This window comes from Streptomyces sp. NPDC056883 (assembly GCF_042788835.1).
Lineage (GTDB): Bacteria > Actinomycetota > Actinomycetes > Streptomycetales > Streptomycetaceae > Streptomyces > Streptomyces stoeckheimensis.
On sequence record NZ_JBHUBS010000013.1, the window covers coordinates 119,816 to 136,087 of the forward strand.

General features: G+C 71.5%; 19 protein-coding genes. 12 read left to right on the forward strand and 7 right to left on the reverse strand.

Features of this window, described 5'->3' with window-relative positions; genetic code table 11:
* Window positions 1–43: 43 nt before the first annotated feature.
* On the reverse strand, window positions 44–1,639 hold the full coding sequence (locus ACFRU2_RS28160) for an MDR family MFS transporter (protein ID WP_382977054.1): 1,596 nt from the start codon (window positions 1,637–1,639) through the stop codon (window positions 44–46).
* Window positions 1,640–1,775: 136 nt separating this feature from the next.
* Between ACFRU2_RS28160 and ACFRU2_RS28165 the strand changes: the two genes are divergently transcribed.
* Window positions 1,776–2,360, forward strand: a complete 585-nt coding sequence (locus ACFRU2_RS28165; RefSeq protein ID WP_382977056.1) for a TetR/AcrR family transcriptional regulator — start codon at window positions 1,776–1,778, stop codon at window positions 2,358–2,360.
* A 132-nt stretch (window positions 2,361–2,492) separates the two neighbouring features.
* Entirely contained in the window at window positions 2,493–3,491 is a 999-nt protein-coding gene (locus ACFRU2_RS28170) for an SGNH/GDSL hydrolase family protein (RefSeq protein WP_382977058.1), read from the forward strand.
* Between the two features lie 34 nt (window positions 3,492–3,525).
* Here ACFRU2_RS28170 and ACFRU2_RS28175 read toward each other — a convergent pair whose 3' ends face one another.
* Window positions 3,526–3,903, reverse strand: coding sequence for a hypothetical protein (locus tag ACFRU2_RS28175; protein WP_382977060.1), 378 nt, complete (start codon window positions 3,901–3,903; stop codon window positions 3,526–3,528).
* Between the two features lie 125 nt (window positions 3,904–4,028).
* Here ACFRU2_RS28175 and ACFRU2_RS28180 point away from each other — a divergent pair, with 125 nt between their 5' ends.
* A complete protein-coding gene (locus tag ACFRU2_RS28180) occupies window positions 4,029–4,859 on the forward strand; it encodes a hypothetical protein (RefSeq protein WP_382977304.1) in 831 nt (276 codons plus the stop codon).
* Between the two features lie 26 nt (window positions 4,860–4,885).
* Here the strand turns inward: ACFRU2_RS28180 and ACFRU2_RS28185 are convergent, their stop codons facing one another.
* Window positions 4,886–5,017, reverse strand: coding sequence for a hypothetical protein (locus tag ACFRU2_RS28185; RefSeq protein ID WP_382977062.1), 132 nt, complete (start codon window positions 5,015–5,017; stop codon window positions 4,886–4,888).
* Entirely contained in the window at window positions 5,014–5,787 is a 774-nt protein-coding gene (locus ACFRU2_RS28190) for a hypothetical protein (RefSeq protein ID WP_382977065.1), read from the reverse strand. Before ACFRU2_RS28190 ends, ACFRU2_RS28185 begins: the two co-directional genes overlap by 4 nt.
* Window positions 5,788–6,036: 249 nt before the next feature.
* Between ACFRU2_RS28190 and ACFRU2_RS28195 the strand changes: the two genes are divergently transcribed.
* Both ACFRU2_RS28195 and ACFRU2_RS28200 read left to right on the forward strand, forming a co-directional pair.
* Entirely contained in the window at window positions 6,037–6,426 is a 390-nt protein-coding gene (locus tag ACFRU2_RS28195; protein ID WP_382977066.1) for a VOC family protein, read from the forward strand.
* Window positions 6,427–6,442: 16 nt separating this feature from the next.
* On the forward strand, window positions 6,443–6,961 hold the full coding sequence (locus tag ACFRU2_RS28200) for a proline dehydrogenase (RefSeq protein WP_382977068.1): 519 nt from the start codon (window positions 6,443–6,445) through the stop codon (window positions 6,959–6,961).
* Between the two features lie 28 nt (window positions 6,962–6,989).
* Here ACFRU2_RS28200 and ACFRU2_RS28205 read toward each other — a convergent pair whose 3' ends face one another.
* On the reverse strand, window positions 6,990–7,403 hold the full coding sequence (locus ACFRU2_RS28205; RefSeq protein ID WP_382977069.1) for a DUF1992 domain-containing protein: 414 nt from the start codon (window positions 7,401–7,403) through the stop codon (window positions 6,990–6,992).
* Between the two features lie 49 nt (window positions 7,404–7,452).
* Complete coding sequence (locus tag ACFRU2_RS28210; protein WP_382977071.1) at window positions 7,453–7,857, reverse strand: DUF1348 family protein; 405 nt, start codon at window positions 7,855–7,857, stop codon at window positions 7,453–7,455.
* A gap of 154 nt (window positions 7,858–8,011) precedes the next feature.
* On the opposite strand from ACFRU2_RS28210, the gene ACFRU2_RS28215 reads away from it, so the two are divergent.
* The 6 genes from ACFRU2_RS28215 (at window position 8,012) to ACFRU2_RS28240 (ending at window position 14,806) form a co-directional block, all read left to right on the forward strand.
* On the forward strand, window positions 8,012–8,623 hold the full coding sequence (locus ACFRU2_RS28215) for a TetR/AcrR family transcriptional regulator (RefSeq protein WP_382977073.1): 612 nt from the start codon (window positions 8,012–8,014) through the stop codon (window positions 8,621–8,623).
* Window positions 8,624–8,825: 202 nt separating this feature from the next.
* Window positions 8,826–10,349 carry an SH3 domain-containing protein gene (locus ACFRU2_RS28220; protein WP_382977075.1) on the forward strand — a complete coding sequence of 508 codons (1,524 nt, stop codon included), beginning with the start codon at window positions 8,826–8,828 and terminating at the stop codon, window positions 10,347–10,349.
* Window positions 10,350–10,606: 257 nt separating this feature from the next.
* Complete coding sequence (locus ACFRU2_RS28225) at window positions 10,607–12,100, forward strand: APC family permease (RefSeq protein ID WP_382977077.1); 1,494 nt, start codon at window positions 10,607–10,609, stop codon at window positions 12,098–12,100.
* Window positions 12,101–12,143: 43 nt separating this feature from the next.
* Complete coding sequence (locus ACFRU2_RS28230; RefSeq protein WP_382977079.1) at window positions 12,144–13,115, forward strand: hypothetical protein; 972 nt, start codon at window positions 12,144–12,146, stop codon at window positions 13,113–13,115.
* Window positions 13,116–13,233: 118 nt separating this feature from the next.
* The gene (locus tag ACFRU2_RS28235) at window positions 13,234–13,647 is read left to right on the forward strand and encodes a YciI family protein (protein WP_250742811.1); all 414 of its coding nucleotides are present in this window, start codon (window positions 13,234–13,236) and stop codon (window positions 13,645–13,647) included.
* Between the two features lie 13 nt (window positions 13,648–13,660).
* Window positions 13,661–14,806: an RNA polymerase sigma factor gene (locus ACFRU2_RS28240; RefSeq protein ID WP_382977081.1), complete on the forward strand. Its 1,146-nt coding sequence runs from the start codon at window positions 13,661–13,663 to the stop codon at window positions 14,804–14,806.
* Between the two features lie 18 nt (window positions 14,807–14,824).
* Here ACFRU2_RS28240 and ACFRU2_RS28245 read toward each other — a convergent pair whose 3' ends face one another.
* Window positions 14,825–14,995 carry a hypothetical protein gene (locus ACFRU2_RS28245; protein ID WP_382977083.1) on the reverse strand — a complete coding sequence of 57 codons (171 nt, stop codon included), beginning with the start codon at window positions 14,993–14,995 and terminating at the stop codon, window positions 14,825–14,827.
* Between the two features lie 138 nt (window positions 14,996–15,133).
* Here ACFRU2_RS28245 and ACFRU2_RS28250 point away from each other — a divergent pair, with 138 nt between their 5' ends.
* A complete protein-coding gene (locus ACFRU2_RS28250; RefSeq protein WP_382977084.1) occupies window positions 15,134–16,063 on the forward strand; it encodes an NADP-dependent oxidoreductase in 930 nt (309 codons plus the stop codon).
* Window positions 16,064–16,272: the final 209 nt, after the last annotated feature.

Genomic DNA, 16,272 nt, shown 5'->3' on the forward strand with positions numbered 1-16,272 from the left:
GATCCACCGGGCCGGGCCCGTCCCGCACCCACGCGCGAGCACCTCAGTGCATGGCGGCCGCCGCCGGCGCCACCTCCGACTTCGCCGAGCCACCGCCACCGGACGCACCCGCCGGCCCGGCCCCCCGGAGGGGGACCTCCTTGACGAACCAGGCGGCCGCGAAGCCCAGTACCGCGATCCCCGCACCCAGCAGGAACGCCGAGTGCGTACCGGCGGCCACCGCGTGCTGGTAAGCGTCCCGGACGACCTCCGGAAGCTTCGCCAGACTCGCCGCGTCCAACTGCGCGGAGCCCGCCTTGACCGCCGCCTCCGGACCGAGCCGGTCGGTCATGGTGCTGGTGACCTGACTGGTGAACAGGGAGCCCATCAGGGCCACGCCGAAGGAGCCGCCGAGCGTACGGAACAGGGTCGCCGAGGAGGACGCGACGCCCATGTCCTTCATCTCGACGCTGTTCTGGGCGACCAGCATCGTGATCTGCATCAGGAAGCCGAGACCGGCGCCGAGGACGGCCATGTACACGCCGGACATCAGGCGGGTCGTCCCGGTGTCCATGGTGGCGAGCAGGAAGAGCCCGACGACCATGAGCCCGCCGCCGACGATCGGGAAGATCTTGTACTTGCCGCTGCTGGTGGTGATCCGGCCCGCGATCAGCGAGACGACCATCATCGAGAGCAGCATCGGGAGGAGCAGCAGGCCGGAGTTGGTGGCCGAGGCGCCCTGGACCGACTGCTGGAAGAGCGGCAGGTACAGCACGCCGCCGAACATCGCGAAGCCGACCAGGAAGCCGATCACGGACATGAGGGTGAAGTTGCGGCTGCGGAAGATATGCAGCGGCATGACCGGGTCGGCGGCCTTGGTTTCGGCGTAGAGGAAGCCGGCGATGGAGGCGATGCCGACGGCGATCAGGCCGATGATCTCGGCGGAGCCCCAGGCGTACTCGGTGCCGCCCCAGGTGGTGACCAGCACGGTGGAGGTGATGGCGATGGTCAGCAGGGCCGCGCCGAGGTAGTCGATCTTGGGGCGCTCCGCCCCGTGCGCCTTCTTCGGCAGGTGCAGCACCGCGGTGACCATGGCCAGGGCCACGGCGCCGAGCGGAAGGTTGATGTAGAAGGACCAGCGCCAGCCCATGTGGTCGGTGATGGTGCCGCCGACCAGCGGTCCGCCGATCATGGCGAGGGCCATCACGCCGGCCATCATGCCCTGGTACTTGCCGCGCTCGCGGGGCGGGATCAGGTCGCCGATGATCGCCATGACGCCGACCATCAGACCACCGGCGCCGAGGCCCTGGATCGCGCGGAAGCCGATGAGCTGGCCCATGTCCTGGGCCATGCCGCTGAGCGCGGAGCCGACCAGGAAGATGACGATCGAGGTGAGGAAGGAACCCTTCCGCCCGTACATGTCGCCGATCTTGCCCCAGATGGGAGTGGAGGCGGCGGTGGCCAGGGTGTAGGCGGTGACGACCCACGAGAGGTGTTCCAGGCCGCCGAGCTCGCCGACGATCGTGGGCATGGCCGTACCGATGATCATGTTGTCCAGCATGGCCAGCAGCATCGCGATCATGAGCGCCATCAGGACGACCCGCACGCTGCGCGGCCTCACCTCCTCCGAGGTGTCCGCCTTGATCTTGTTCTCCACCATGTTCCACTCCCCTGGCGCATACGCACCGGCCCCTGGGACTTACTTGCCGACCGGCTAGTTGACTACACTGGGGAAGGTAGACCCGCAACTAGCCGGTCGTCAAGTAAGTAGTCGAGCAGGTAGTCAGGGGAGAGTCATGTCCAGCAGCAGTCCGCAGCAGCGCCGTGGCGATACGCGGCAGCGCATCCAGGACGTCGCACTGGAACTCTTCGCCGAGCAGGGGTACGAGAAGACGTCGCTGCGGGAGATCGCGGAGCGGCTGGGGGTCACGAAGGCGGCGCTGTACTACCACTTCAAGACCAAGGAAGACATCATCATCAGCCTGTTCGAGGACCTGACGCGGCCCATCGACGAGCTGATCCGGTGGGCGGAGGAGCAGCCGCGCACGCTGGAGATGAAGCGGGAGGTCCTGCGCCGCTACAGCGAGGCGATGGCGGGCGGCGCCTCGCTGTACCGCTTCATGCAGGAGAACCAGGCCTCGCTGCGGGAACTGACCATCGGCGAGACGGTGAAGAAGCGGCTCTTCGCCCTGGTGGACCTGCTCCGGACGGGCCAGGAGGACGCCCCGCTGGCCGATCAAGTGCGGTGCGTGAGCGCCCTGTTCACCCTGCACGCGGGAATGATGTTCCTCCAGCACGTGGAGGGCGACCCGGAGGAGACCCGCCAGGCCGCCCTACAGGTCGCGACGGACCTGATCACCCAGGCCCACGGGCAGGCATAGAGCTCTCGTCGTTCACTCGATCGAACGAACAAGACCCCAAACAATTACTCTCCGTAGCCAAGACGGCTACTTTTGGTGATGTGCGCGCTGCGGAAAGGCTGCGGCGCCGCCCGAACCAAAGGCACCGCCGTCATGATGCGTCTCGCCCTCACCACCGTCGCTGCCGCGGCAGCCGTCCTCGCCACCGCGCTCGCGCCGCAGGCGCCCGCCCCGGCCGGCCCTCTCTCCTACGTCGCCCTAGGGGACTCGTACAGCGCCGCCTCCTTCGTGCGTCCCTGGAACACCGATGGATGCGGGCGCTCCGAGCAGGACTATCCGCACCAGGCCGCGCGGCGGCTGAAGGCGAAGCTCACCGATGTCACCTGCTCCGCCGCGGAGGTCAGAGCGGGGCTGCTGGGCCCGCAGTCCGAGATGAAGGGGCCACCCTCCGTGCCCCCACCGGGCGGATGGGCCGCCAAACCGGCCCAGATCAAGGCCGTGACGGCAGCCGCCGATCTCGTCACGGTCGGCGCCGGCGGCAACTCCGTGGGCTTCGCCGAGATCGTCGAGGCCTGCGTGAAGCGGGGCATGGCCTCGTTCGGTACGGGCTCCCCGTGCACCGATCACTACGCGCGGGGCAGGGGCGCCGCGGGGCTCGCCGCCCGGTTCACCGCGCTGGAAGCCGATTTCGCGACCCTGTTGAAGGAGATCCGCACGCGCGCACCGCGCGCCGGGGTGGCGGTCGTCGGCTATCCGGCCGTCGTGGACAGTTCCGCGGGCTGCACCTGGGGTTCCTGGCGCCAGTTCGGAACCGTAGCAAAAGGCGACATGCCCTGGCTCGACTCCCTCGAACGCCGGCTCAACACCCTCCTGCGGGAGCAGGCCCGCCGGAGCGGCGCGGTGTACGTGGACACGTACTCCTCCAGCACCGGGCACGGGGTGTGCGCGGCCGCCGGGCAGCGCTGGATGTACGGGATCAAGGACAGCCTGACCGGGCCGGGCGAGCAGAGCGACCCGCCCTCCGAGCTCTGCCGCTCCATCCCGGCCCGGGGCGAAGCCTGCACCGTGCTCCACCCGAACCTCCGCGGCGCCACCCACCAGGCGGACCGCGTCACGGAAGCCCTGACCGCGCTGGGGGCGACCAGATCCTGACCTGTCGCCGCCCTGCTCGCGCACACCGTCGAGCTCAGGAGCCAGCCGCGGCTGCGGCCGCCCGTACTTCCAGCTCGTCCGCCCGGCCCGTCAGTGCGTCGGCATCGGCGTCCCAGGTCGGGCCGAACGCGTAGAGGCTGCTGGCCGCTTCCCTCAACAGGGCCACGTCTTCGGGCCGCTGGAGGGTGATGAGCCGGTAGGCGAGGTTGCGTACCCAGACCGGCAGCAGCCCGTCCACCAGGTGCGGGCACAGTGCGCGCAGCATGCCGATGATCTCGTCCGCGTCGGCGAAGGTGAGCTGCTCGACGAAGAAGAACTCGGCGTGCTCCCGATCGCACGGCGGCGTCGGCCCGTACTCGTCCCCGTAGATGCAGAGCGCGTGCCGGGTCAGGTCGTCGTGGAAGTGCGTCACCCGCCGAAGGCTACGGGGTGACGGCGGGCCGGCAGCCGGTCCCCGGTGTCCGGAGGTCCGACCGGCCGGATGCGTCCAGAAGTCGGTGGAGCCGATCCAGCAGTGCCCCGTACGGTCGGCCCGTGATGATCAAAGCGGGCGAACCGCGCGGCCTCGGCGTCCCTGCCTCCGAAGCGCGATTGCGTTTCGGGACCGAGTTCCAGAAGCTCGGCGGTGCACCGAGGCGCCGCTTGCTGATGGTCGACGACGAGCCCGCCTTCGAGCTCAGCTTCTATTGCGGAACGTGCCCGTTCCTGTTCCGACGGCTGGAGACCGCGGGCGAGAAGTTGTCCCTTGAGGGCGTGCAGGAACAGCTCACCGGCGCGCTGGAGGATCCGGACGACGGCGGCGTGATCGATGCGTTCGGCGCGCTGCTGCCGGAGGGCGAGTACCTTCCGCTGCTCCTGAGTCTGGAACCCCGGCTGGTCATCCCCGGCAGGGAAGGTGACTACTTCAGCGGCGAACAGGTCGCGGCGTGGGGGATCAATCAGTTCTGGGGCCTCCCCGAGTACCCGCACACCCCGTACTACCGGACCTTCGAGACCGCCGTCGACGCGGACGCCCACCTCTACGAGTTCGTCGTGCCCATGGTCCCCCTGACGTTGAACGACAGGGAGCGCGTCGAGGAGTACGTCGCGCTCATGGAGCAGGGGACGGTCCCCACGGCGGTGGCGATCTCCACGCTGGACGTGTGCCAGTCCGCTCTCGGCCTCGCAGATGATCCTGCCGCGCACTGGGGCCTGACCCACTTCCTCCTCGACGGCCACCACAAACTGGAGGCCGCCGCAGCAGCCGGCAGGCCGGTGCGGCTCCTCTCGCTCCTGGCTCTGGGCGAGAGCCTGGCCGGGGCGGAGGAGTCCGCCCGGCTGCCGGACCTGCGCGCTCGGCCCCGCTCCGCCCGAGCGACCGGCGCCTGAGGCGGCAGGCCCGAATCGGCGTTCGGTCACTCCGCTGCGGGCGGCTTCTTGAACCGGTCGCGGAGTGTGCGCTGGGCGGCTGAGCCGATGAGCAGGACGACGGCGGTGCCGAGGCCTCCGAGCAGTTCGGGCAGGGCGGCGTGCAGGAGGTCGTTCACCGCTTCACCGCCGCGGCGGCACGCTCTGTCTGGCGGGCGCCCAGGCGGTGGAGCTTGCGGCGTACCCGCTCGCCGTACGCCGCGTGCTGCGCGCTGTCGACGGCGGCCACCGCCCAGGAGTCGGCGCCGGCGGCCCAGGTGCGGGCCACCTTCTCCTCCGGCTCGGCGAGCTGCCGCAGAACGGCGCCGACCCGCCGGTCCTGGAACTCGTCGTCCACCAGCATCGACTCGGGGCAGCGCCGGTCGGTCACCACGTCGGCGAGCGTGAGGCCGTCGCCGACGGGTCGGCTCAGCAGGGTCACGCGTTGGCCGCGGGTGCGGTGTTCCCACAGCGGCAGCATCTGGTGGTGCGCTTCGTCGGCCTCCCGGCGCAGCAGGTGTCTGAGTGCCGGGTCGTCGGCTGCGCGGTCGCGGAGCCGGTCCACCCAGTCGCCCAGCAGGGCCATCTCGACGGCCGCCCGCCACCGCGCGGGATGCTCCAGCCCCAGCCAGGTACGGCTGAACGCGTCGACCGTGGCGTGGTCGCCCTCGATGGCCGCGTTGCGGGCGACCAGCGCGTTCTGCAGCAACAGCCGGTCGGAGCTGGTCAGTTGCCACGGACCCGGAGTAGCCAGAGCCAGCAGCAGGGAGGAGGTCGCGCTGTACAGGTAGGTCAGGATCTCGCGCCGATATTCGCCGTGCGGCCAACGCGAGGCGACTGCCACGGCGTGGAGGACCGCCACCGCCGCTTCAGCAGCGTCGCGCAGCCGATGGTGGTAACGGGCGCGCACCCTCTCTTGGGCAGCGGCCGCATGTTCGTCTTCGCCCCCTGCACTCAGGAACCCGGGTTCGATAACGCACGCCGGGCAGACGCTGACGGACTCCAGGGTGATCATGGGCCTTCCTTCAGGGTGAGGGTCTCGAGGTTCTCTACCCCTGGGCGCGGGCGCCCGCCCAATCGGCAAAGAATCTTGCGAACGCCTCCTGTGGCCTCCGTCACGTACGCTGCTCCGCGCTCGAAGATCCGTAAGACTCGGGGCATGGTTTCGGTGGTGCAGAACGTGGCGATCGACTGTGCGGACGCCTATGAGTTGGCCCTGTTCTGGAGCCGGGTCACCGGCTCCCCGCTCTCTCCGGAGGACGGGCCGGGGGCCCGGGAGACTCAGGTGCTGTTGGCGGAGGGGCCGGTGCTGTACTTCAACCAGGTTCCCGAGGCCAAGACGGTCAAGAACCGGATCCACCTGTGCCTGCGCCCCGAGACCTCGCGGGACCGGGAAGTGGACCGGCTCCTGGGCCTCGGAGCCACCTTCGTCGGTGATCACCGGAACCCGGACGGTTCGGGGTGGGCGGTCCTCGCCGACCCCGAGGGGAACGAGTTCTGCGTTCTGCGCAGCGAGTCCGACCGCGCCGCCGCCGCGCACACACCCTGACGGGCGGACTGCACCCATGGACTCAGGACTTGCCGCACTGTTGGGCGCTGCCGTCGGTTCCGTCACCACCCTCGGGGCCGCATTCGTCAACGGCCGTGCTCAGGCACGGTCCCAGCACGCCCAATGGCGCCGCCAGCATCGCCGCGACGCGTACGCGGGCTACCTCGGCGCTCTCCATGACCGCGACATCGCCATGGACGCCATCCTCGACGCGCTGCGTGCGGACCGACCGGACCTTGCCGATGTCGACGAGAAGACAGGCCGCTTCATCACTCTGGCCCGCGAGGTCCATCGGGCCGGCGAGGTCGTCATCCTCGAAGGGCCGGCGCCTGTCGCGGACGTCGCAGACCGCGTCGCCAAGGCCTCCGGCGATCTCTCACACGTCATGCGACGCATGGCCGAGAACGCCCACGCCGGAATCACCGCCCACCGGGCCGAAGACGCCGCCCTTGCCGCCGAACGCGAGCGAGCCCTCTACCAAGCGGTCAAGGATTTCCGCCTCGCGGCCCGCAACGTCATCGGCAAGGCCGGGTGACCGCGCCGCCGTTCGTGCCGGTGCGGAACTAGCGGGACCCCTGGGACCCCCGGGACTCGCGCCAGCGGGTGAGTTCGGCTTCCACGTCGAATTCCTTGAGGTTCAGCGGGGGGCCGGGCGGGGGGCGGCGGAGGGCCGTGCGGATCTTGGCGTTGATCTCCGTGAGGAGGGCGCGGGCCTGACGTTCGGTGCGGGCGGCCTTGAGCGCCTCCCGGGCGTCCTCCGCCTCCTTGCGCAGCGCGAGCGCCGGCGGGAGGACCGCGAAGCCCTCGCGGTGCAGTTTGCCCTTGATCCACCACAGCTCGTCGTACGGGGCGTCGAGCGAGGCCAGCGGCTTGCCGAAGCCGGGCAGGTCCGCGAAGTCCCCGCGTTCACCGGCCTGTCTGATCTGGCGGTCCACGAAGGATTCGAAGCTGACACCAGGTGGTTTGCGCTCGGTCACGTTGCCTCCCAAGGGTCCCCGCCAGCATAACTCCGGCATGACGACGGCCTCAGAGGCGGCGGTCCGACTCCTTGATCGGGATGTCGTTGATGCTGGCCTCGCGGCGGCGCATCAGGCCCGCGGCGTCGAACTCCCACTGCTCGTTGCCGTGGCTGCGCCACCACTGGCCGCTCGCGTCGTGCCACTCGTACTCGAAGCGCACGGAGATGCGGTTGTCGGTGTACGCCCACAGCTCCTTGCGCAGCCGGTACTCCAGCTCGCGCTCCCACTTGTCGGCGAGGAAGGCGCGGATCTCGGCGCGCCCGTTCAGGAAGCGGTCGCGGTTCCGCCAGGCGGAGTCCTCGGTGTAGGCGAGGGCGACGCGTTCGGGGTCGCGGCTGTTCCAGGCGTCCTCGGCGGCCTGCACCTTGGCGCGGGCGGAATCCTCGGTGAAGGGCGGCAGCGGCGGTCGCACGGAGGGAGAGGGAGGAGACGAAGGAGTGGCAGTCACGGTGGGACACCTCTCGGCTGGGAGGGGGAGGGCGGGTGGAGAACGGTCGTTCTCGCGCTGCTTCGAGAGTAGAGAACGGGCGTTCTCTGCGCAAGGGATTCTGGTTTACGCTGCTTTCATGCCCGCCGCTCCGATGAACCCGATGAACCCGATGGACGACGAAACCGCCCGTACGCGCCTGCTGGACGCCGCGGAGGCGCTGTTCTACGCCGAAGGCATCCAGGCCGTGGGCATGGACCGCATCCGCACGGAGTCGGGCATCCCGCTCAAGCGGCTCTACCGGCTCTACCCGGCCAAGGAATCCCTGGTCACCGCCTATCTGGAGCGCCGCGACCGCCGCTGGATGGCGAGCCTGGGCGCAGCAGTCGAGGCAGGGCGGGCAGACCCCGTCGGGGCGGTCTTCGAGTGGCTCGCGCAGTGGTTCTCGGAGCCGGACTTCCGCGGCTGCGCGTTCCTGAACGCGTACGGGGAGCTGGGCGCGGGTCCCGCCGGGGTGCTGGACGTCGTACGCCGCCACAAGGCGGAGCTACGGGCGCTGCTGGCCGGCATCGCCGGTCCGGGCCGGGAGGGCCTGGCGGAGCAGCTGTTGCTGTTGGTCGAGGGGGCGACGGTGGTCGCGGCCCTGGAGCCGGGCCCGGGGGCGGCGGTGCGGGCGCGCGAGGCGGCGTACGTCCTGGTCGGGGCGGAGGACGGAAGGACTGACGGAGGGACTGACGGAGGGACTGACTGAGGGGCCGACTGAGGGGCCGACTGAGGGGCCGGCTGGGGGCCGACGGAGGGATTTACGCGGCTGCCGAGTGAGCGGTTACGCGTCGTACACAAGCACGTCGCATTGTCAGCTTTTAACTGGTGTTGGGACTTTTGTCCACCGGAAGACCGCATTCGGCGGTCGCCCTCCGGTTCCGTCGCTTTTCCTCGCGGAGGAAACACCCTTGTCTGCTTCCCGCTGCACGTCGGCCGCCCTGGTCGTCGCGGCCGTCACCGCGACCTGCCTGATGCCGGCGATGCCGGCTTTCGCCGCCGGCTCGCCGCACATCCGGTTCTCCCAGCCGTACGTCCCCTCGATCGCCGCCGGAAAGACCGGCCGTGTGGTGATCGTGGCGGAGACCAGCGGCGATGCGGCCCACAGCAGCAGCTTCCGCATCACCGCGCCGGAGCGGACGACCTTCCCCGAGGCCCGCTTCTACTGGAACGGCGACCGTGCGGGCGCGCCCTGCACCCTGTCGGGCAACGCCCGCCAGCTGACCTGTGACGCCGGGACCCGGGCGGGCTTCGCCTTCCCGGCGCAGAGCGACACCCGGCTGGGCGTACTCGTACGGGTGGACGCGGACGCTCCCGAGGGAACGACGCTCGACGGCGGCGAGTGGGCTGCGGCCGGCGCCTCGCCCGGTCTCTACGCGGTGTCCACCCCGGTGACGGGGCCCAAGGGCGACGACGGGCACGACGGGCACGACGGGAAGCCGGGCCACGACGGAAAGCCCGGTCACCACGGCCGTCCCGGACCCAAGGGCGACAAGGGAGACCAAGGCGAGCGCGGCGAGAAGGGCGAGCGCGGGGACCGCGGCGACCGCGGTGAGAAGGGGGACCGCGGCGAGAAGGGCGACCAGGGGAAGAAGGGCCCGCAGGGCCACAAGGGCCCTCAGGGTCCGAAGGGCGACACCGGCCCCGCGGGTCCGAAGGGCGACCAGGGACCGGCCGGAGGCCCCCAGGGCCCGAAGGGCGACACCGGCGCACCCGGCCCGAAGGGCGACACGGGCCCGGCGGGCGGCCCGAAGGGCGACACCGGCCCCGCGGGACCGAAGGGCGACCAGGGCAACGAGGGCCCGACGGGACCGGCCGGCGTACCCGGACCGGGCGGACCCCAGGGCCCCAAGGGCGACACCGGCCCGGCCGGCGGACCCAAGGGCGACAAGGGTGACAAGGGCGACCGCGGTGACCGCGGGGACACCGGCCCGGCCGGACCGACGGGAGCGCGCGGACCGGGCGGACCGGGCGGACCGAAGGGCGACCAGGGACCCAAGGGCGACCAGGGCCCGAAGGGCAAGCCGGGCCACAAGGGCGAGCAAGGCCCGAAGGGCAAGCCGGGCCACCCCGGCCCCAAGGGCGACCAGGGACCCAAGGGCCCGAAGGGCGACCAGGGCAAGCCCGGAACGTGCAAGTGCGGCAAGGACGACCACGGTGGCAAGGACCACGGCGGTAAGGACCACGGCGGCAAGGGCGACAAGCCCGGCAAGACGAACGCCCGCATCGTCAGCGACAAGCTGCACGTCCGCACCGGCCCCGGCACCCACTACAAGAAGACCGGCGTGCTCAAGTACGGCGCCGAGGTCCAGGTGCAGTGCAAGACCAACGGCACCGAGGTCGACGGCAACGCCATTTGGTACAAGCTCGCCGACGGCAGCGGCTGGATCGCCGCCCGCTACGCCGCGAACCTGAACCGCATCCCCACCTGCTGACCCAGCACCACCCAGCACCACCCGCCCTTCGGTGCGCATCGAGGCCCCCGAGCCCCGGTGCGCACCGGAGGTGTTTTCCGCTCCGCGGAAAGCACCCGTACGGACAACGAAATCCGCACGACCCATCCACACGGACCGTCAATCCCCACCTTCAACAGCTAGTTGAACAAAAGAAACCGAAGAGTAACCCTTGTGCCCCACCGCCACCGCGGGCAAGATCTAGCCCTTGTACGCGGCTCAGAAGGGCGCAGCCAGTGGTGAGCAGAAGGCCCGGCACCGACGGAAGCGGCCTGCGCGCCGGCACTCTGGGGACGTTCGACTCCATCGTCATGGCGGTCGCGGGCTGCGGGCCGGCGTACACCGTCGCCGCGACGATCCCGGCGCTCATCGCCACCGTCGGCGTCGCCAGTCCCGCCGTGCTCCTCTACTGCGCGATACCGATGATCGGCATCGCCCTCGCCTTCCGTCATCTGGGACGTCTCGACGTCAACGCCGGGGCCAGCTACGCCTGGGTGGCGCGCACCCTGCATCCCTTCCTCGGTTTCCTCAGCGGCTGGGCCCTGGTCGTCGCCGCTACGGCCTTCCTCGTGTCGGCCACCCTTCCGGCCGGCAGTGCCACGCTCGCCCTCGTCAGCCCGGACCTGGCCGCGCGCACCGGCCTGGCCACGGCCGTCGGCGCCGGCTGGTTCCTGCTCATGGCGGGCGTGGTGGCGCTGGGCGCCCGGATCAGCCCGTACACCCGCCGCGTCCTCACCGGCGTGCAGCTCGTGCTGCTCCTGGCCTTCGCCCTCGCCGCCCTGGCCAAGGACGGGAACGCGGCGGAGTTCTCGCTCTCCTGGTTCGGCCTCGGCCACTTCGACGCATCGCACAGCTTCGTCGCCGGTGCGCTGATCGTGGTCTTCAGCTACTGGGGCTGGGACGTCGCCAGCAATCTCAACGAGGAGACCCGCACCAGTCGCCGTTCCTTCGGCCTCGGCGGCCTGATCGGAGTCGTACTGTCGTTCGCGGTCTTCGCCGTCTTCACCCTCGCCACCATCATCCTCATCGGCACGGACGCGGTACGGGAGAACCCCGACGGCTTCCTCTCCGTGCTCGGCGACGCCGTCTGGCCGGGCTGGGGCGGGCGGCTGCTCGTCCTGGCCGTCGTGCTGTCCATGGTCGCCACCCTGGAGACGGCCCTCCTGCAGGCGACCCGCACGCTCTTCGCCATGGGCCGTGACCGCACCGTGCCCGCGGCGTTCGGCCGCATCCACCGGGACTGGCAGACGCCCTCCGTCGCCACCGCCACCGTGGCGGGCGTGGCGCTCCTCCTCTTCGTCGTCTCCGCCACGGCCGGCTCCGGCACGCAGTTCGTCCGGGACGCCCTCAGCGGCGTCGGCCTGCACATCGCCTTCTACTACGCCCTCGCCGGCCTGGCGGCCGTGGTCGCCCATCGCAAGGTGCTGTTCCGGTCCGTGGGTACCTTCGTCTTCGTCGGCCTGTGGCCGCTCGGCGGAGCCCTGTTCATGATCTGGATCTTCGCCATGTCGATTCCGGAACTGACCGGCAGCGCCCTCGCCATCGGCCTCGGGGCGCTCGCGCTGGGGCTGATCCCGATGACCACCTCCCGGCTGCAGGGGGTCTCGTACTTCCGGCCCAGGCCGCTGGATCCCCAACAGGACGCCTTCTACGAGGAGCAGGGCTCGGGACCGGTTCCCGGACCGGGCCTCGCGGCGGCCGAACGACGGGACGACGTGCTCACCGACTTCTGACGCCGCGTCGTCCACCCCCACCGATCCGAGGACAGGACAGTCCATGGCACCCTGGCCGCGCCGCCGCCGTTCCGGAGCAGGAGCAGGAGCACCGGTCTACGACCTGACGTTCGGCGACCGAAGCCTGGAGCAGTGCCGCCAGGACATGGTGATGGGCCGCTGGGAAGGGGCCCGCGACCTCCTGGCCGAGCACCCCCGCACCGACTGGGACCGGCGCGCGCACCGCATCCGGCTGCTCGCGGACGCGGCGGCGAGCCGGCGCACCGTGGACGTCTGGTACGCCGCCGACCCCACCGATCCGAACGCGGCGGTCCTGCGTGCGGAGACCGAGGTGATGCGGACGTTCGCCGCGGCGCGCAGCGGGGCGATGCCCGCGAACGACAGCCTGGACCAGGTGGCCGGTCTCTGTCTGCGGGCCGCCGATCTGGCACCCGCGGACCCGTACCCGTACGTCTCCCTCGTGACGCTCGCCAGGCTGTACGACCGCGGCGACCCGAACATGGGCCACTGGTGGAAGGAGCTCCGCGCCCGCGACCCCCACCACCGGGAAGGCCACCACCAGGCGCTGCGCTACCTGTCCCCGCGCTGGCACGGATCGAACGGCGAGGCCAACAACTTCGCCTGGGACGTGGCCGTCTACGCCCCGCCCGGCTCGCCGCTCGTGGTGCTGCCGCAGGTGGCGCGGGCGGAGCAGTACCGGCACCAGATGGAGGCGGAGGGCCGCACGGCGATCGGCCTGGCCTACCACTGGAGCGGGGACCGGGCGCGCTGGGACCTGCGCAACGCCCTCGACGACTGGGTCGCCCACCGCACGGTCGCGTACGCCCAGGACGTCGCCGACCTCAACTACCTCGCCCACGGTCTGGTCCACGCGGGCATGGAGGACCGGGCGCAGGGCGTCTTCGCCCTGCTGGACAACCGGGCCACACGGGTCCCGTGGTCGTACAGCGGCGACCCGGAGAGCCTCTTCGTCCGCTGGCGGGACAAGGCGCAGGCCCTGTCGGAGCAGCGGTAGGAGCAGCGGCACAAAGAATCTTGAAAGTTCTCGTCCGGGGATGTCGAGAACCCGTGCCCTGCTCCGTCTCCTCAGTGGAAGCGGCCAGAATGGGCCGCACGGCACGGAGGAGACCATCATGGCCAAGTACCTGCTTCTCAAGCACTACCGCGGCGCCCCGGCTTGCGCCAACGACGTCCCCATGAGCGAGTGGACGCCGGAGGAGATCACGGCCCACATCCAGTACATGCGCGACTTCGCGGACCGGCTGGAGGGCACCGGCGAGTTCGTCGACGGTCAGGCGCTCGCCCCCGAGGGGACCTGGGTCCGCTACGACGGCGAGGGCCGCCCGCCGGTCACCGACGGCCCCTTCGCCGAGACCAAGGACCTGATCGCCGGCTGGATGGTGATCGACGTGGACAGCTACGAGCGCGCCGTCGAACTGGCCGGGGAGCTGTCGGCGGCCCCCGGTGCGGGCGGCAAGCCGATCCACGAGTGGCTGGAGCTGCGCCCCTTCCTGGCCGCGCCGCCGACCGTCCCCGAGTGCCACTGACGTGGATCCGGTCGTGGACGAGGCCCTGCTCAGGAGCCTCACCCCGCAGGTCCTCGGAATCCTCGTCCGCCGCGGAGCAGACTTCGCGGCGGCCGAGGACGCCGTCCAGGAGGCGCTGCTCGAAGCGGTGCGCGTCTGGACCGAGGATCCTCCCCGGGATCCGAAGGCCTGGCTGGTCACCGTGGCCTGGCGCCGGTTCCTCGACGCGACGCGGGCGGACACCGCCCGCCGCCGGCGCGAGGACCGGGTGGAGGAGGAACCGGCGCCGGGCCCCGCACCCGCGGTGGACGACACGCTCCAGCTCTACTTCCTGTGCGCCCACCCCTCCCTGACCCCCTCCTCCGCCGTCGCGCTCACCCTGCGCGCGGTCGGCGGACTCACGACGCGCCAGATCGCCGCGGCCTACCTCGTCCCCGAGGCGACGATGGCGCAGCGCATCAGCCGCGCCAAGCGCACCGTCGCCGACATCCGCTTCGACCGCCCCGGTGACGTCGGCACCGTCCTGCGCGTCCTCTACCTGGTCTTCAACGAGGGCTACTCCGGCGACGTGGACCTCGCCGCCGAAGCCATCCGCCTCACCCGCGGACTGGCGGCCTCGATCGACCACCCCGAGGTGTCGGGGCTCCTCGCCCTGATGCTGATCCACCACGCCCGGCGCGCCACCCGCACCACCCCCGACGGCACGCTGGTCCCGCTCGCCGAGCAGGACCGCACCCGCTGGGACACGGCGCTGATCGCCGAGGGCATCGGCATCCTGCATCCCGCCCTGGCCCGCGACCGGCTGGGGGAGTTCCAGGCGCAGGCCGCCATCGCCGCCCTCCATGCCGACGCGCAGACCACCGAGGAGACCGACTGGGTGCAGATCGTGGAGTGGTACGACGAGCTCGTCCGCCTGACCGACAGCCCGATCGCCCGCCTCAACCGCGCCGTGGCGGTCGGCGAGGCCGACGGCCCGCGCGCCGGCCTCGCGGCGCTGGCGCAGCTCGACCCCGCGCTGCCCCGCCACACCGCGGTCGCGGCCTACCTCCACGAGCGCGACGGCGACCCGGCCACGGCGGCCCGCCTGTACGCCGAGGCCGCCCACCAGGCCCCCAACCTCGCGGAACGCGACCACCTGACCCGTCAGGCGGCCCGCCTGAACTCCGCCCGCCGCGACTGACCCGCCGCCAACCGGCGATCAGTCGGCGGCTCGGTCGTTGGCGTCGCACTTCTCCTGGTCGTCGCCGCCGCGGTGGGTGAGGACCTCCGTCATGTGGCCCTCCGCCCAGGCCTTGATCCCCTTCATGAGCCCCTGGAGCGAGCGGCCGAGGCCGGCCCGCCGCTGGGATGCGGTCGTGGTCGGCGTCACTCAACTCCCCGCTGGGTCGCTTAGGCACCTTGAAGTGCCTCCTTCCCGCCGGTCAGCAGGTGCCTCCATGGTGGTGACACGCCCGAACGATGGCAAGGCCGTCCACCTCACCAGGCTTCCACGAAGGAGCAGTTGACGATGCAGCACCCCACGCCGCACACCACTTCCCGCCGCGCCGTGGTCCGCGTCCCGTCCGGGCCCCGGTCGGTCGAGACCGTCACCGTTCCGCTGACCGAGCCGGGGCCGGGGCAGATCCGGGTCAAGGTCGCCGCCGCGGCGATCAACCCGGTGGACCTGGGGGTGGCCGGGGGTGTCTTCCACCGGCTCGGCCTGGTCGACCAGCCCCAGCACACCGGGCTCGGCTGGGACTTCGCCGGCGCGGTCGATGCCGCCGGACCGGGCGTCGAGCTCCGGGTCGGTACGCGGGTCGCCGGGTTCCTCGACGGCTTCGACCGGGACCACGGATCCCATGCCGAACACCTCCTGGTCTCCGCCGCCAAGGTCGCCGTCGTACCGGACACCCTGGACCTGTTCGGGGCGGCCGTGGTGCCGCTCAACGCCACCGCCGCGGCCCAGCTCGTCGACCTCCTCGGCGAGGCACCGGCGGGGGCCGGGCGCCTGCTGGTGACGGGCGCGGCCGGCGCGGTGGGCGCGTACGTCGCCGTACTCGCCCAGGACCGCGGCTGGCAGGTGACCGGGACGGCCCGCGCGGCCGACGAGCCGTTCGTACGGAGCCTCGGCGCCGACTTCGCCACCGGGGTCGGGCAGGGCTGGGACGCCGTCGCCGACGCCGGAGCCCTCCAGGAGGACGCCCTGCGGGCAGTGCGCGACGGCGGCCGCTTCGTGGGCGTGCAGCCCGCGTCCCGACTCCCCGAGGAGCGCGGCATCACCGTCGAGGCCCTCTTCGCCCGTCCCGACGGTCCGCTCCTCGCCCGACTGCTCGAACGCGCGGCGACGGGCGAACTCCCGGCCCGCGTCCACGCCGTCACCCCGCTCGCCGAAGCGGCCGATGCCTACGAGGCGATGGCCAAGGGCGGCGTCCGCGGCCGGATCATCCTCGTCCCCTGACACCCCCTCCGACTCCACCAACTCCCCTGACTCCACCAACGACCACGTCAACGAACAGGACAGGACAGGACAGCCGATGCTCACCACCCCAGTGATCGTGCTGCGCAGCGGCGGGCCGAAGGCCACCGCCTACGGCGTCCACGCCGCGACGGCGGCGGTCATGGTGGCGACCGCCATCGGCCTCCTGGTCTGACCCCCGGCGTGGCAGG